Origin of the sequence: Labrys okinawensis (assembly GCF_047345005.1) — a bacterium.
GTDB classification, from domain to species: Bacteria; Pseudomonadota; Alphaproteobacteria; order Rhizobiales; family Labraceae; genus Labrys; species Labrys okinawensis.
This window is the reverse complement of the sequence record NZ_CP178864.1, coordinates 6,479,406-6,494,920: the sequence shown is the minus strand read 5'-3', so window position 1 is coordinate 6,494,920 and position 15,515 is coordinate 6,479,406. Positions and strand designations below refer to the sequence as shown.

10 protein-coding genes and 1 tRNA gene are annotated in these 15,515 nt (G+C 66.2%); 5 read left to right on the top strand and 6 right to left on the bottom strand.

Annotated elements, in window-relative coordinates; all coding sequences use genetic code 11:
• Positions 1-18 precede the first annotated feature (18 nt).
• The 3 genes from ACMDCR_RS30150 (at position 19) to ACMDCR_RS30140 (ending at position 4,903) form a co-directional block, all read left to right on the top strand.
• Positions 19-1,584, top strand: a complete 1,566-nt coding sequence (locus ACMDCR_RS30150; protein WP_413990142.1) for a trimethylamine methyltransferase family protein — start codon at positions 19-21, stop codon at positions 1,582-1,584.
• 141 nt (positions 1,585-1,725) lie between these two features.
• Positions 1,726-4,152 carry a GcvT family protein gene (locus ACMDCR_RS30145; RefSeq protein WP_413990141.1) on the top strand — a complete coding sequence of 809 codons (2,427 nt, stop codon included), beginning with the start codon at positions 1,726-1,728 and terminating at the stop codon, positions 4,150-4,152.
• A 127-nt stretch (positions 4,153-4,279) separates the two neighbouring features.
• On the top strand, positions 4,280-4,903 hold the full coding sequence (locus ACMDCR_RS30140; RefSeq protein WP_413990140.1) for a transposase: 624 nt from the start codon (positions 4,280-4,282) through the stop codon (positions 4,901-4,903).
• A 72-nt stretch (positions 4,904-4,975) separates the two neighbouring features.
• On the opposite strand, the gene ACMDCR_RS30135 is transcribed toward ACMDCR_RS30140, so the two are convergent.
• The 5 genes from ACMDCR_RS30135 to ACMDCR_RS30115 all read right to left on the bottom strand — a co-directional run bounded on the left by ACMDCR_RS30135 (position 4,976) and on the right by ACMDCR_RS30115 (position 12,394).
• The gene (locus ACMDCR_RS30135) at positions 4,976-5,497 is read right to left on the bottom strand and encodes a hypothetical protein (RefSeq protein ID WP_413990139.1); all 522 of its coding nucleotides are present in this window, start codon (positions 5,495-5,497) and stop codon (positions 4,976-4,978) included.
• A gap of 90 nt (positions 5,498-5,587) precedes the next feature.
• Entirely contained in the window at positions 5,588-6,724 is a 1,137-nt protein-coding gene (locus tag ACMDCR_RS30130; protein ID WP_413990138.1) for an MGDG synthase family glycosyltransferase, read from the bottom strand.
• Positions 6,725-6,944: 220 nt separating this feature from the next.
• Complete coding sequence (locus ACMDCR_RS30125; RefSeq protein WP_413990137.1) at positions 6,945-8,981, bottom strand: FAD-dependent oxidoreductase; 2,037 nt, start codon at positions 8,979-8,981, stop codon at positions 6,945-6,947.
• 146 nt (positions 8,982-9,127) lie between these two features.
• Positions 9,128-9,526 (bottom strand): GFA family protein, encoded by a 399-nt coding sequence (locus tag ACMDCR_RS30120; protein ID WP_413990136.1) that lies wholly within the window; start codon positions 9,524-9,526, stop codon positions 9,128-9,130.
• A gap of 192 nt (positions 9,527-9,718) precedes the next feature.
• Positions 9,719-12,394 carry a TIGR02302 family protein gene (locus ACMDCR_RS30115; RefSeq protein ID WP_413990135.1) on the bottom strand — a complete coding sequence of 892 codons (2,676 nt, stop codon included), beginning with the start codon at positions 12,392-12,394 and terminating at the stop codon, positions 9,719-9,721.
• Between the two features lie 214 nt (positions 12,395-12,608).
• Here ACMDCR_RS30115 and ACMDCR_RS30110 point away from each other — a divergent pair, with 214 nt between their 5' ends.
• Positions 12,609-14,075, top strand: coding sequence for a cobyric acid synthase (locus tag ACMDCR_RS30110; protein ID WP_413990134.1), 1,467 nt, complete (start codon positions 12,609-12,611; stop codon positions 14,073-14,075).
• A 274-nt stretch (positions 14,076-14,349) separates the two neighbouring features.
• Here ACMDCR_RS30110 and cbiB read toward each other — a convergent pair whose 3' ends face one another.
• Positions 14,350-15,333 carry an adenosylcobinamide-phosphate synthase CbiB gene (cbiB, locus tag ACMDCR_RS30105; RefSeq protein WP_413990133.1) on the bottom strand — a complete coding sequence of 328 codons (984 nt, stop codon included), beginning with the start codon at positions 15,331-15,333 and terminating at the stop codon, positions 14,350-14,352.
• A gap of 104 nt (positions 15,334-15,437) precedes the next feature.
• Here cbiB and ACMDCR_RS30100 point away from each other — a divergent pair.
• Positions 15,438-15,513: transfer RNA gene (locus ACMDCR_RS30100), tRNA-Ala, on the top strand.
• The last annotated feature ends 2 nt before the right edge of the window (positions 15,514-15,515 follow it).

Genomic DNA, 15,515 nt, shown 5'->3' with positions numbered 1-15,515 from the left:
CAAAAGGAACCGCCCGCCATGGAAACCCCGCCGGAACTCTCCCTCGAAACCAGCGAAAAGCCGCGCCGTCGCGGCCGCGAGGAACGCCAGCGCGCGGGCAGTTCGGGTCCCGTCTACCGCCCCCAGCCCAAGCGTCCGTTTCCGGCCGTGAACGCCGTTTCCGAGGACCAGTTGGAAGCCATCCATGCCGCTTCGCTGCAGATCCTGGAGGAGATGGGCATCGAGGTGCTGCATCAGGAGGCCAAGGTCATCCTCAAGGCCGCGGGCGCCGATGTCGCGCCTGATACGAACAAAGTGCGCTTCGATCGTGGCCTGGTCGAATCGAAGCTCGGTCTCGCCCCGAGGAGCGTCACCCTGCATGCGCGCAATCCGAAGCGGAACCTTACCATCGGCGGTGACCATCTCGCCTTCTGCTCGGTAGCGAGTGCGCCCAACGTGGCCGACCGCGATGGTGGGCGCCGGCCCGGCAACCGCCGCGACTTCCAGAACCTCATCCGTCTCGGTCAAACCCTCGACGCCGTGCATCTGTGGGGCGGCTATCCCGTGGAGCCGGCCGATGTCCACGCCTCGGTGCGCCATCTCGACGCGCTCTATGACCTGCTGACGCTGTCGGACAAGCCTGTCCATGCCTATTCGCTTGGGCGCGAGCGCAACCTCGATGCCTTCGAGCTGGTGCGGATCGCGCGCGGCATCGACCGCGAGACACTGGATCGCGAGGTTTCGCTCTTCACTATCATCAATTCCAATTCGCCGCTGCGCCTCGATATCCCGATGATGGAAGGCGTCATCCAGATGGCTCGGCACAACCAGCTCACCGTGCTAACGCCCTTTACGCTGGCCGGAGCCATGGCGCCGGTCACCATCGCCGGGGCGGTGGCCCAGCAGAATGCCGAGGCGCTGGCTGGGCTGGTGCTGTCGCAGTCCGTGCGCCCGGGCGCGCCCTTTGCCTATGGCGGCTTCACCTCGAATGTCGACATGAAGACCGGCGCGCCCGCCTTCGGCACGCCCGAGCAGATGAAGGCCGCTCTCGTCGGCGGCCAGCTCGCCCGGCGCTACGGCCTGCCCTACCGCTCCTCTAACACCAATGCCGCCAATACCATCGATGCCCAGGCTGCCTATGAGAGCGTGTTCTCCCTCTGGGGCGCGGTGATGGGCGGCGTGAACCTGCTGATGCATGGCGCAGGCTGGATGGAAGGCGGCCTCCATGCGAGCTTCGAGAAGATGGTGATCGACGCCGATCTTCTCGACATGATCACCAATTTCCTGATGCCGTTCCAGGTCAATGACGACGAGCTGGCGCTCGACGCGATCAGAGAGGTCGGCCCGGGCGGTCATTTCTTCGGCTGCGCCCATACCCAGGCCCGCTACCGCACCGCCTTCTTCTCGCCGATGATTTCGGACTGGCGCAACTACGAGACCTGGCGGGAAGCGGGCTCGCCCACCGCCTATGATCGCGCCAACCGGCTCTATAAGGATCGCCTGGCGGCCTATGAGGAGCCGCCGATGGATCCCGCCATCCGCGAGGAGCTCAATGCCTTCGTCGCCAGGCGCAAGGAAGAGGGCGGCGCACCGACAGACTTTTAAGCTTCCCGGGTGCGCGGACATCTTGTCCGCATCTTGGAAACGATACGCCCGATGGAAGGGGAGATGCGGACAAGATGTCCGCGCACCCGGGAAGTCACCGCCTCATTTTGCTAACTCTCGACCCTTAGGATACCGCTCCCCATGAAATCCCACACCCGTGTCCTTGTCATCGGCGGCGGCGTCGTCGGCTGCTCCGTGCTCTACCATCTCGCCAAGGCCGGCTGGACCGATGTCACCCTGATCGAGCGCGCGGAGCTGACGGCGGGTTCCACCTGGCATGCGGCGGGCGGCTTTCACACCCTCAATGGCGATCCCAACGTCGCCAAGCTTCAGCAATATACCGTGGAGCTCTACCGGGAGATCGAGGCGCTCTCTGGCCAGTCCTGCGGCCTGCATCTCACCGGCGGCGTCATGCTGGCCGGCACCAAGGAGCGCATGGACTGGCTGAAGATGGCCCATGCCAAGGGCCGATATCTGGGCATGCATACCGAGATCATCTCGGCTGCCGAAGCCAAGAAGCTGATGCCGCTGATGGACGAGAATCAGTTCGCAGGCGCGATGTACGATCCGCTGGAGGGCCACCTCGATCCCTATGGCACGACTCATGCCTACGCCAAGTCGGCCAAGCTCAAGGGCGCCGACATCGTCCTGCGCAACCGCGTCGTCGATATGTCGCAGCGCGAGGACGGCACCTGGGATGTCGTCACCGAGCAGGGCAACATCCACGCCGAGCACGTCGTCAACTGCGGCGGGCTGTGGGCGCGCGAGTGCGGCCGCATGGTCGGCCTGGAGCTGCCCGTGCTTGCCATGGAGCACATGTACTTCCTCACCGAGGACATGCCCGAAGTTGCCGAGATCAACGCCTCCACCGGCAAGGAGGTGATCACCGCGCTGGATTTCGAGGGCGAGATCTACATGCGCCAGGAGCGCGGCGGCATGCTGCTCGGCACCTATGAGCAAGCCTGCAAGCCCTGGTCGGAGAGAGAGACGCCCTGGGATTTCGGCCAGAACCTGCTGGAGCCCGATCTCGACCGTATCGCTCCGTCGCTGGAAGTCGGCTTCCGCCACTTCCCGGCCTTCGAGAATGCCGGCATCCGCCGCGTCATCAACGGCCCCTTCACCTTCGCGCCGGACGGCAATCCGCTGGTCGGCCCGATCCGCGGCCTCAGGAACTACTGGGTCGCCTGCGGTGTGATGGCCGGCTTCTCGCAGGGTGGCGGCGTCGGCCTCGCCCTTTCCAACTGGATGGTGCATGGCGATCCCGGCTTCGACGTCTGGGGCATGGACGTCGCCCGCTACGGCGACTGGACGACGCTGACGCATACCAACGCCAAGGTGCGCGAGAACTATGCCCGCCGCTTCCGCATCCGCTACCCCAACGAGGAGCTGCCGGCGGCCCGCCCCTTCCGCACCACGCCGATCTATGAGCGGCTGCAGGACCACAACGCCGTATTCGGCGACATGTGCGGCCTGGAGCACGCCCTCTGGTTCGCGCCCTCCAAGGCCGAGGCCAACGACGATTTCTCCTTCCGCCGCTCCAATGATTTCCCGCATGTCGCCGCTGAAAGCGCCATCGTGCGCGACGGCGTCGGCCTGCTCGAGATCTCGAATTTCGCGAAGTACGAGATTTCCGGCAAGGGTGCCGATGCCTGGCTCGACAAGCTCCTGCCCAACCGTTTGCCGGCCAGGGGGCGCATGGTGCTGACGCCCATGCTCAACGAGAACGGCATGCTCATTGGCGATTTCACGCTGGCGCGCGAGGCCGACGACCGCTTCATGATCTTCGGTTCGGGCCTTGCCGAGCAGTATCACATGCGGTGGTTCCAGGCCCACCTGCCCGAGAGCGGCGTCACCCTGCGCGCCCATGGCCTCGATCTCGTCGGCCTGCAAATCGCCGGCCCGAAATCGCGTGAGCTGATCACCCGCGTCGTCGACGAGGACCTGTCGAAGGAAGCCTTCCCGTTCATGGCCTTCGGCCGCTTCAATGTCGGCACGGTGCCCGCCATCGTCGGCCGCGTCACCTACACGGGCGATCTCGGCTACGAGCTATGGGTCAAGCCCGAGCATCAGCGCACGTTGTTCGATCTCCTCGTGAAGGAAGGCGCGGATCTCGGCCTGAAGCTGTTCGGCGGCCGCGCTCTCAATTCGCTGCGCCTCGAAAAAAGCTTCGGCTCCTGGTCGCGCGAATACCGCCCGATCTATACGCCGTGGGAAGCCGGCCTCGAACGCTTCGTCTCCACCCAGAAGCCCGATTTCATCGGCCGCGACGCCATGCTGAAGGCGCGCGACGCCGGCCCAACGCGCAAGCTCGCCACCTTCGTGGTCGACGCTCTCGATGCCGACGTGATCGGCGACGAGCCGATCTGGCGCGACGGCAAGGTGGTCGGCTGGGTGACCTCCGGCGGCTATGCGCACCACTCCAAGGCCTCGGTGGCGCTCGGCTATGTCGAGGCAGCGGCCTTCGATGCGGCGGCGCCCTATGAGATCGAGATCATCGGCGAGCGGAGAGGGGCGAAGGTAGCGGCCGAGCCGCTTTTCGATCCGAAGGGCTCGAGGATGCGGGGGTGATGGGAGCGCGGACTTCCAGTCCGCTCTTGAACCTCGCCTTTGCAGGATAGAGCGCAATCGGGGTACCATTGTCTGAGACGTATGTGGTTCAAGAGCGGACTGGAAGTCCGCGCTCCGGAATTGCGCCTTGGTCGACAAAAAGCATCCCCATCCCTTGCGTCCGAAGGCTGAGTGGCATTCGCGAGGGTATCTGCCTCATTGGGAAGTCGGCGAAGAGCCCCAAAGCATCACATTTCGCCTGGCCGATTCTTTGCCCGCAGAGGTGCGTGAGCGCCTGAAAGCGGCCAAGCAGGAGGCGAAGCCGGATCCCACCGAACAACGCAAACGCTTCGAGGAACTTCTCGACAGCGGGCATGGCGAGGCGCTTCTCCGTCAGCCGGAGGTGGGGCGCGTCGTTGAGGATTCGCTACTGCATTTCGATGGGCAGCGCTATCGGCTCCATGCCTGGAGCGTCATGCCGAACCACGTGCATGCCCTGGCAACCCCCATCAACGGCCATGCCCTATCAGCTATTGTTCACGCCTGGAAATCCTTCACGGCCCTGCAGATTAATCGCTTGCTGGGACGGCAAGGAAGCCTGTGGTTCCCGGAATACTTCGATCGCAAAATCCGCAATGAGCGGCATTTTGAGGCAGCGCGCTATTATATCGAACAGAACTCGGTCGAAGCGCGGCTCTGCGCGAAGGCGGAGGAGTGGCCGTTCTCGAGCGCAAAACGAAACCTGGAGCGCGGACTTCCAGTCCGCTCTTGAATCGCAGGTCGCGCAAACAAGGGCGGTGCGCTGGCAAATGACCGCGTCTGCTTCTTCCGGGACTCTATCGTTTCAAGAGCGGACTGGAAGTCCCCGCTCCCAATACGACCATCCCATCAGCACCGCCGCCGCCGCGCTCATCGTCCAGTAATCCACCGGTGCCGGTCCGAACCAGTGGATGTGCCAGGGGATGAATTCGGGGGCGAACTTCGCGAGCCCGAAGGCGGGGTTGCAGACGAACCAGAGGAAGTCCTCGCTCAGCCAGAACATCATGATGCAGGCGATGACGCGGGCTTCCAGCCGCCATGACCAGCGCCAGGCGAAGATCAGCGGGAAGTGGAAGAACAGCGCCATGAAGGGGAAGATCCAGGCGTGGTAGCCCGTCATCGGGCGGCTGCCCCAGAAGATGTCGAGCAGCCAGTGGTGCTCGATGCGCCAGGTCGGCAGGCTGGAGGCCCAGCCATGGCTGCCCTCGATCTGGATCTCGACATTGGCGAAGAAGAAGCCGAGCAGCATCACCATTCCGATCAGGAGGATCGGCTGCAGGAGACGGGCACGGCCGGTGGCGGCGAGCGGCATGTCGGTGGCTGTCATGGCAGGGCGGCCATAGCATTTTCCAGAAAAGTTGGCAGACTTTTCGATTAAGAAAATGCGTCAAAGCCAAGTCTGGAGAAAACTGCGATTTCAGACAATCGCAGTTTTCTCGAGCACGATCTTCATGGCATCCTCGCCGGCACGGGGGCGGCCGAGGGCGCGGGCATTGCGGCGCATGGCTTCAAGGCGCTGCGGCTCGGCCTTGAGCAGGGCGATATGATAGTCGAGGCCGACTTCGTCAATTGCCTTCATCGCGGCGCCGTTTTCCAGGAGGTAGTCGGCATTGCGCTCCTCCTGCCCTGGGATCGGCGCGCTCAGCAGCATCGGCACGCCCATCGCCAGGCATTCGGAGGTGGAGAGACCACCGGGCTTGGTGATGACGAGATCGGCCGCCGCCATCAGGCGCGGCACCTCATTGGTGAAGCCGAGGGGGAAGAGCCGGCCGGGCTGCCCGGCCGCGGCCGCCTGCAAGTCTTCCAGCACCGGCTTGTTCCTGCCAGCCAGCACCACGAGCTGCAACTCGGAATCGATGGCGGCCAGGCGCTTGGCTAGCGGCGCCACGCCCAGGCCGGCGCCGCCGCCCATCAGCAGGTAGGTGCGCCGCGCCGGATCCAGCCCGAAGGCCATCGCGCAGGCCGCGCGGTCATGGCTTTGCGCGAAGGCGGGCATGATCGGAATGCCGGTGACGTGGATATGCGCCGCCTCGACGCCATGGGCGCGGAGGCGGAAGGCGACTTCCTCGTTGCCGGCGAAGAAACCCGTCATGCGCGGGATCACCCACATGCGGTGCAGGTCGAAATCGGTGATCTGCACGAAGACGGGCACGCCGAGGCGGCTTTTGCCGATCTCGCGCATCAACAGTTCGGCGGGCAGGAAATGCGTGCAGACGATGGCATCGGGCGCGAAGGCGTCGATGGCGCCGCGCAGGGGACGGCTGGAGAGGCGTTCCACCGCCCGCCGCAGCTTCTGCGACATCGCATCGGGCGGCGCCTCCGAACTCGCCTGGTAGAGCATGCCCCAGATCGCCGGATGCCGGGTCACGAGCTTGATGTAATAGTCGGTATAGATCTTGCGGAAGGTGGAAGGCACATGGTCCATCACGTCGAGATGGCGCACCTCGGCCTTCGGATCGAGGAGGAGCGTCGCTTCCTTCAGTGCGTCGGCCGCACGCGTATGCCCGGCGCCGGCGGAGACGCTGAGGAAGAGGATCTTTGGGGAAGACGGCACGGGCGGCTCCGGTCGAATCGGGAGGGACGACAATAGGCCAGCCGCCTTGCGCTGTCGAAATGCGGCAATCTCCGCATTTTCGGGCAACCGCCGGTATCATCATGTGTCCTTGGGCACTGCTTGGACCTGGATCGTTGCGAGCTTGACTGCCACCGAGTCGTTTCAAGAGCGGATCGCCCGACACTCTCTTGAGTGTCGTAGGGACGTCCGTGCTCCCAGATCAGAACGCCATCGCAAGGCGCATGCCGTCATAGACGGCCGCGTGGATGTTCCTCGATGCCACCGCGTCGCCGATGCGGAAGAGCTGGAACCTGCCCGCCTCGTTCCCCGCCAGCGCCTGCGGCCTGCCCGCGGTGAGTGCCTCGTAGTCCACCGCGCCGAGATTGGAGGAATGCGGCTTCAGGGCGAAATAGAGTTCGTCCAGCGGCAGGGTGCCGTGCTCCACCACCACCTGTTCTGCCCGCTTTTCCACGGCGCGCTTGCCGTATTCGTCGAAGAACCGCGCGACCAGCGTGTTGCCCTCGCGCGCCACGCCTTCGAGACGAAGGTTCAGGGTCGTCTGCACCCCGGCTTTGGAAAAGGCGCGGAAATAGGCCGGGAAATTCGTGCCGCCGACATCCGGGGCCAGGCTGCGCTCGGGCGTGACAAGTTCGAGCCTCGCGCCGCCCTCGGCGATGAATTCGGCGGTGGTCATGCCGGGATGGGCGCCGTTGTCGTCATAGAGCAGCACGTTCGCCGCCGGCCTGGAGGCGCCAGAGAGGATGTCCCAGCTTGTGGTGACAAGATCCTCGCCCGAGTCGAGGAAGGAGGTGTTGGGCAGGCCGCCTGTCGCCACCACCACGATGTCGGGGGCCTCGGCCAGCACCGTGTCTTCCTCGGCATAAGTGTTGAAATGAAGTTGCACGCCCAGCCGCTCGCATTCGGCGACGCGCCAGTCGATGATGCCCATGATCTCGCGCCGGCGCTTGAGGGCGGCGGTCAGGCGGATCTGGCCGCCCGCTTCGTCCGCTGCCTCGAACACCGTGACGCGATGGCCGCGTGCTGCCGCGACCCGCGCCGCCTCCAGCCCGCCGGGGCCGGCACCAACAACCACGACACGCTTGGAGACAGCAGCCTTGTCGGTGATCACATGCGGGATCGAGCCCTCGCGGCCGGTGGCGGCGTTGTGGATGCACAACGCCTCGCCGCCATAGATGGAATCGATGCAATAGCCCATGCCGACGCAGGGCCGGATCTCATGCTCGCGCCCCTCGGCAATCTTGCGGGCGATATGCGGGTCGGCCATGTGGGCGCGCGTCATGCCCACGAGGTCGAGCTTTCCGGAGGCCACGGCATGGCGGGCGGTGGCGACATCCTGGATGCGAGCGGCGTGGAAGGTGGGGATGGCGGTGGCTTGCTTCACCTCGCCTGCAAAGTCGAGATGAGGGGCCGAGCGCGCGCCCATGCCGGGGATGACATGGCTCAGCGCTTCGTCCGTGTCGATATGGCCCTTGATGACGTTGATGAAGTCGACCAGGCCCGAGCGCGCGATGCGGCGGGCGATATCGAGGCCCTCGTCCTTCGAGATGCCGCGGTCCCAGTCCTCGTCGCAGACCATGCGGGTGCCGACGATGAAATCCGGACCGACGCGCTCGCGCACCGCCTGCATCACCTCGAACCCGAAGCGCAGGCGGTTGTCGAGACTGCCGCCATATTCGTCTTCGCGCCGATTGGTGGCGGGCGACCAGAACTGATCGATGAGGTGGCCGTACATCTCGAATTCGAAGCCATCGAGCCCGGCCGCCTTCACGCGCTCGGCCGCGTCGGCATAGGCGGTGATGATGCGCCGGAGGTCCCAGTCCTCCGCCGCCTTGGGGAAGGCCCGGTGTGCAGGCTCGCGGATGGAGGAAGGGGCGATGATCGGCAGCCAGTCCTCCTTGCCCCAATGGGTGCGGCGCCCCAGATGGGTAATCTGGATCATCACGGCCGCGCCATGCTCGTGCACCTCGTCGGCGAGGCGGGCAAGATGGGGCACCACTTCGTCCTTGTAGAGCAGGATATTGCCGAAGGCCTGCGGCGAGTCCGGCGCCACCACCGCGGAGCCGCCGATCATGGTGAGCCCGATGCCGCCCTTCGCCTTCTCGACATGGTAGAGCCGGTAGCGGTCCGCTGGCATGCCGTCCACGGTATAGGCCGGTTCATGGGCGGTCGACATCAGCCGGTTGCGCAAGGTGAGATGCTTGAGCTGGTAGGGCTGGAGCAGGGGATCAGAAGACATTGGAGATTCCCGGGTGCGCGGGCATCACAACGACATGCTCGCATGTCGCGATGCCCGCATCTTGGAAACGAGAACGCTTGATGCAGAGGGAGGGGCGGACATCGCGACATGCACGCATGTCGCTGTGACGTCCGCGCACCCGGGAGTTACGACACCTCATACTGCTCGGCTCCATCCGCGATGATGTAATAGTCCGACTTCGAGGCGGTATAGATGTGGCTGGTCAGCATCAGTCCCGTCGGCCGGTCGATCGTGCCGGCGGCGATGCTGGTCTCGCCGGCACCGAAGGCCCGCCAGAACAGATTGCCACCGCAGGCCGAGCAGAAGCCGCGCTCCGCCTTCTCCGAGGAGCGGTACCAGCGAAGCGTCTGGCTGGTGGTGAGCACCAGGTCGTCATTGGCGCAATTGGTCGAGGCGAGATGGTGGCCCGTGGTCCTGGCGCATTGCGAGCAATGGCAGGCGCTGACCTCGCTGAGCGCGCCGTGCACTTCATAGCATACCCCGCCGCAGAGGCAGGATCCGGTGGCGCGAAGGGCTTTGGTCATCGGCTGCTCCCTGGGTGCTTCGCGGGCCATCCTATCGGGCGCGGGGGGAGCGAATTGTCGGAATACGGTACGAAGGTCGCATTCTGGCAAGAGGAGAGGAATTTTCCCGGGAGCGCGGACGTCCCGTCCGCTCTTGGCGACGGATCGTTCCACGACAGAGGAAGAGCGGACGAGACGTCCGCGCTCCCAGCATCACTCGTTGTTCAGCAGGCGCTCGAGATAGTCGGTCTCGGCCTTGGGCCGGTTCGGGTCGGCGAGGCGGCGGCGCAGCTCTTCGAGCACCTTGCCGGCGCGCTTGGAGGGCGAGGCGTCGATCGAGCCGTCGGCCCCATAATCCGGGCCGCTGTTCGGCAACTGGCGGCCGAGCGGGTCGCGGTTGCGCGGGCCGCCCTGCTGGGCCTGGCCCTTGGCATTGCGCTGGGCCTCCGCGAGCTGCTCGCCGAGATTCTTGGCGGCGCGGCGCAATGCCTCGATCGCCCTGCCCTGCGAGTTGATGGCATCCTCGCTGTTTTTGTCGCCGAGCTGGCCCTCGGCATCGCGCATGGCCTGGCCGGCCTCGCCCAGGGCGTCCGGCGCCTCGGTGCCGCTCTCGCGCAGGTCGCGCTGCATCTTCTCCAGCTGCTGGCGCAACGCCTGCTGCTTGTTGCGCAGATCCCCGATCGAAGGCATGCCCTGGCCGGCCTGGCCCTGCCCACCCTGTCCGTTCTGCCCCTGCTGGCGTCCGCCCTGACGGCCCTGGCCCTGCTGCCCCTGGCCATCCATTCCCATGTTCTGGTCGTCACCCAGTCCCTGATTATCCCCTTGGGCCTGATTGTCGCCCGGATTCTGGTCGTTCCCCAGTCCTTGGTCGTTTCCTTGGCCCTGGTCGTTCCCCTGGCTCTCATCGCCCTGGCCACCCTGGGGCGGGGGCTGGTTCTGGCGGTAGGTCTGGTCGCGCAGGCGCTGCTGGCGCAGGATCATCTTGCTCATGTCGTTGAGCGATTGCTGCATCTGCTGCATCGAGGGATCGCCCTGGCCGACATCCTCGGGATTTGCGAGGTTGTTCAGGATATCGTCGAGCTGGGAGAGCAGCTTTTCGGCATCGTCCTTGTTGCCTTCGCGGGCCGACTTCTCGAGCTGGTCGAGCAGCTTGGCGAGCTCGTCGGGCGAGATCATGCGCAACTGCTTGCCAGCATTCGGCTTCTGGCCATGCTTGAGGGCCTGCTGCTGGCGCTGGGCATAATCCTTGAGGAAATTGTTCATGGCCTGGCGCAATTCCCGCGTGAGCCGCTGGATCTCCTCGGGCGAGGCGCCACGCTCGATCGCCTGGCGCAGCTTCTCGCGTGCGGCCTTGAGCTGGCGCTCGGCCAGTGTGCCGTCGCCATCCTCGATGGCATTGGCGATCTGCCAGAGGTAATCGGCGACATTGCGGTAGTCGTCGTCGGAGTTGGCATGGTCGAGCCGGTCCCAGGCCGTGCGCAATCCGAGATAGAGGCCGGCATCCTTGGTGAAATCCTCCGGCGCGATCATCAGCGCGTGGAGCGCATATTTGACCTCGCCGGCCTGGTTGGCGTCGAGCGACAGCTTCAGGCGCTGCTCGATCAGGGCGCGGGCGAGGGGGTTGGTGAAATCGCGCTGCGGCAGCGTCACGTCCTGCGGCGCACTGCGACCCTCATTGCCGGCATCGTCGCGCGCCACCAGCGTCATCGTCACGGTGGCGCCGGCAAGCGGATCGGAGGAGAGGTCGCGCGTCGCCGTCACCGAACCGCTGCGGGCATGGCCGGCCGGCGTGGGCAGGGAAATCTTTGGCGGAGCGTAGAGCGGATGGCCTTCGTTCGCCAGCGTGCCCCGTGCCTCCACGGACGCGGCGCCGTAGTCGTCGTCGACCTTGTAGGCGAAGGTCATGCCGCCCTTGCCGTCGGGTTTCACCGGCCCGTCGAAGGCGATGGTCGGCGGCCGGTCGGGAATGACGGTGAAGGCAAAGCGCGTCACCGCGCCATTCGAGCGCGCGATCTCGACGCCGGCGTCGGCGCTAAGCTTAAGGCGCCTTTCGATCAGGTTGGGATCGGGCGCATTGGCGGTGGCGGCGGCTTCCTCGCTGGTGCCCCCGCTCGCGCTGATGCGGGCCTCCTTGTCGCCGGCGAGGCGGATCACCAGCAGCGAGCCGGCGGGAACCGCGGTCGGCGCGGCCTGATTCGCGTCCGTCAGCACCAGCGGCGCGCGGCGCGTATAGGGCGGCGGGGTGACCCAGGCGTCGAGCCGGGTGCCGGCCTGCTCGGCGGTGGGGCCGGAGAAGAGGGCAGCGATATCGTAGGCGGGGGATTGCAGGGCACCGATCAGGCGCGGCAGGCGCTCGGCCCCGGCATAGAAGAAGCCGACGACGAGGGCGAGCACCAGCCCGACGCGCAGGCCATAGCGATCGAGCGCCGGCAGGTTGGGCGAGGGCACCCCGAGTCGGATGTTGCGGCTTGCTTCCAGCGCGGCGCGGCGATGCCGGCGCCAGAGCGCTTCGGCCAGGGGATCGCCGCTGCCTTGGGCAAGACGATCCTGCCTTGCGGTGGCCGGGCGGTGCGGCAGGCCGGCGGCGTGGTCGAGCCGGAAAAGGGCTTCCTCGCGCGTGGGAGCACGCAGGCGCACCAGAGGCCAGAGCGAAGCGATCAGTCCCGCAACGAAAAGCACGAAGATGACGAGGCGCGGCGGCCCGGAGAGCTGGCCGAACAGGTCGAACCAGCTGGCGGCGAGGAAGAGCCCGAACACGCCGAGCGGCAAAGCCAGCCGCGGCCAGGCCCCCTCCCACGCGATGGCCAGCCGGGCGCGCCGGATCAGCGCGTCGAAGGACTGTGCCTCCTGCGTGGTATCCTGGCCCCTGCCAGCCTCAGCGTTCGCCATGCCACCGTCCGAATGAACCGATTCTGGAAGTGTAGGGCGTTGTGCCCCACGATTCCAGCCAGGAACGATCATAAGGATGTGCGTGGCGAATCGATGGCCGGGGGGACATTTATCGTGAGAGGTGGGGCGGCACGACGTTCCATTATATTGCTGCTGCAGACCGTTCTCACCAGTGATACAGCGGGCGGCTCCTTACCCCCACCCCAGGACCCCCATGCCCGCCAAGATCCTCATGCTCCAGGGTACCGGCTCCGATGTCGGCAAGTCGCTGCTGGTGGCCGGGCTCTGCCGCCATTTCGCCGACCGGGGCCTCCGGGTGCGCCCCTTCAAGCCGCAGAACATGTCGAACAATGCCGCCGTCACCGCCGATGGAGGCGAGATCGGCCGGGCGCAGGCGCTGCAGGCGCGGGCGGCGCGGGTGGCGCCGAGCGTGCATATGAACCCGGTGCTCCTGAAGCCGCAGTCGGAGACGGGTGCGCAGATCATCGTGCAGGGCCGTATGCGCGGCTCGGCCAGGGCGCGCGACTATCAGGGGCTGAAGGGCGGGCTACTGCCCGATGTGCTCGACAGCTTTGCGTGCCTTCGCGAAGAGGCCGATCTCGTCCTCGTCGAGGGCGCCGGCTCGGCCTCGGAGGTTAATCTCCGGGCCAACGACATCGCCAATATGGGTTTTGCCCGTGCCGTCGAGGCGCCCGTCGTGCTGGTCGGCGATATCGACCGGGGCGGGGTGATCGCCCAGCTCCTCGGCACGCAGGCGGCGGTGGCGCCGGAGGACGCAGCGCTGATCAAGGGCTTCATCGTCAACAAGATGCGTGGCGACCCCTCGCTCTTCGCCGACGGCATGCGCTTCATCGCCGCGCGGACCGGCTGGCCGGCCCTGGGGCTGGTGCCGCATTTCCCAGGCGCGGCGAAGCTGCCGGCGGAGGATGCGCTGGCGCTCGGCAGCTATGGCGGTCGCCGGGCTGGCGCCAGGATCACGATTGCCGTGCCGATGATGCCGCGCATCTCCAATTTCGACGATCTCGACCCGCTGGCGCAGGAAGAGGAGGTCGATCTCGTGATGGTGAAGCCGGGCGAGGTCCTGCCGTTTGCCGACCTCGTCATCCTGCCCGGTTCCAAGGCCACCATCGCCGACCTCGCCTTCCTGCGCGCCGAGGGTTGGGACATCGACCTCGCTGCGCATGTCCGGCGCGGCGGCCATGTCCTGGGCCTATGCGGTGGCTACCAGATGCTGGGCGCGCGCATCGAGGACCCCGACGGCATCGAGGGCGCGCCTGCGGATGTGCCGGGCCTCGGTCTTCTCGACGTCGCCACCCGCCTCACCGGCGACAAGCGCCTGGTGGCGGTGACGGGCGAGACGGCGGCCGACGGCGTGCCCTTTGCGGGCTATGAGATGCATGTCGGCATCACCGAAGGCCCGGCGCTCGCCCGCCCGGTGCTGCATCTCGCAGACGGGTCGCCGGACGGCGCCTGGTCCGCCGATGGCCGCGTCGCGGGCTGCTACGTGCACGGCCTGTTCGGCGACGACCGCCAGCGTGCCGCCTGGCTGCGACGGCTCGGCGGGGAGGGCGGCGACATGCAGTACGAGATGGCGGTCGAGGAGACGCTGGACGCCTTCGCGATCCATCTGGCCGGGCATCTCGACATGGCGATGATCGAGAGGATCGCGGGGCTGGGGTGAGAGAAGCAGGCGCGACTCTCCTCCCCCACGAAGCTGGGGTATCGCGCACACCGTTTGTGTGCGCTGGGGCCGGCGAAGCCGGCTCGGAGGGGGCGTGGCCCTACGGGCTATGAGCCAACGGAATAAGGCTCAATTCTATTGTTGAAGAAATCCGAGTTCTTCCCTTAAGAGCCGAGCCCGTCGGACCACACCCCATCCGTCATTGCTTCGCAACGCCACCTTCCCCAGCTTCGTGGGGAAGGCGAGTCGCGACCTCTGGCAACCATTCTCTCCCTCAGTGATATTGCTTGTACACCAGATAGAACGTCAGCACGCCGATCACCGCCGACAGGATCACGCAGGCCGTGTGGAAGAGGTTCAGCGCCTTGTAGATATCCGCGACGCCGGCATCGGCGCGACCATCACCCATATAGGCATCGTCGACCACCGTCTCGCCATAGACGCGCGGGCCGGCGAGGCGCAGGTCGAGGGCGCCGGCCATCGCCGCCTCGGGCCAGCCGGCATTGGGGGAGCGGTGCTTGCCGGCGTCGCGCCGCACCGTCTGCATCGCCGCGCGGCCGCGGCGGTGGCTGATGAAGGCGGCGGCGCTGAGGATGAGGGCGGTGAGCCGCGCGGGAATCAGGTTCAGCCAGTCGTCGAGGCGGGCCGAAGCCCAGCCGAAGGCCTCGTGTCGTGGCGTGCGGTGGCCGATCATCGAATCGGCGGTGTTGACGATCTTGTAGACGGCGATGCCCGGCAGGCCGAACAGCGCATACCAGAACACCGGCGCCACCACGCCGTCGGAAAAATTCTCGGCCAGGCTCTCGATCGCGGCGCGGCATACGCCGGGCTCGTCCAGAGTCTCGGGGTTGCGGCCGACGATCATCGACACCGCCTTGCGCCCGCCGGCGAGACCGCCCGTCTCCAGCCCATGCGCGACGTTTTCGACATGCTCGGCGAGACTCTTGGAGGCGATCAGCGAGGAAGCGATGATGCCAAGCGGGATGAAGCCGTAGGTGAACGAGAGGCAGAGGCGCTCGATGATGGTGGCGCCAAGCCCGGCCACCACCACCAGGATGCCGGTGGCGACGATGCCGGCCGAGCGGCGCGTGGAGCGGGTGTCTGCCTCGACATTGAGGCGGCGGTCGAGCCCGGCGATGAGCGTGCCCATCCACGTGACGGGGTGGCCGATGCGCGCATAGAGGGGCCGCGGGTAGCCCAAAATCATTTCAAAGGCCCAGGCGATCGCCAGGCTGAGAATGCGTGAGAACAAATCCATAGGTATTGCAAACCAAATTGATCATGCCCGACCCCGGATCCGGGCCGCAGGCGGCTTGACAGGGGGGAGGCGCGAACACTAAATGGCGACGCTTCCGGGCAGCCGGGGCTGTAGCTCAGTTGGGAGAGCGCTGCAATCGCACTGCAGAGGTCGTGAGTTCGAATCTCATCAGCTCCACCATC

Excerpts from the sequence above, each read along its gene's own strand:
- ACMDCR_RS30135 (WP_413990139.1), bottom strand. The coding sequence starts at position 5,497 with ATGACAGCCACCGACATGCCGCTCGCCGCCACCGGCCGTGCCCGTCTC.
- ACMDCR_RS30150 (WP_413990142.1), top strand. The coding sequence starts at position 19 with ATGGAAACCCCGCCGGAACTCTCCCTCGAAACCAGCGAAAAGCCGCGC.
- ACMDCR_RS30120 (WP_413990136.1), bottom strand. The coding sequence starts at position 9,526 with ATGACCAAAGCCCTTCGCGCCACCGGATCCTGCCTCTGCGGCGGGGTA.
- cbiB (WP_413990133.1), bottom strand. The coding sequence starts at position 15,333 with ATGGATTTGTTCTCACGCATTCTCAGCCTGGCGATCGCCTGGGCCTTT.
- ACMDCR_RS30115 (WP_413990135.1), bottom strand. The coding sequence starts at position 12,394 with ATGGCGAACGCTGAGGCTGGCAGGGGCCAGGATACCACGCAGGAGGCA.
- ACMDCR_RS30110 (WP_413990134.1), top strand. The coding sequence starts at position 12,609 with ATGCCCGCCAAGATCCTCATGCTCCAGGGTACCGGCTCCGATGTCGGC.
- ACMDCR_RS30125 (WP_413990137.1), bottom strand. The coding sequence starts at position 8,981 with ATGTCTTCTGATCCCCTGCTCCAGCCCTACCAGCTCAAGCATCTCACC.
- ACMDCR_RS30145 (WP_413990141.1), top strand. The coding sequence starts at position 1,726 with ATGAAATCCCACACCCGTGTCCTTGTCATCGGCGGCGGCGTCGTCGGC.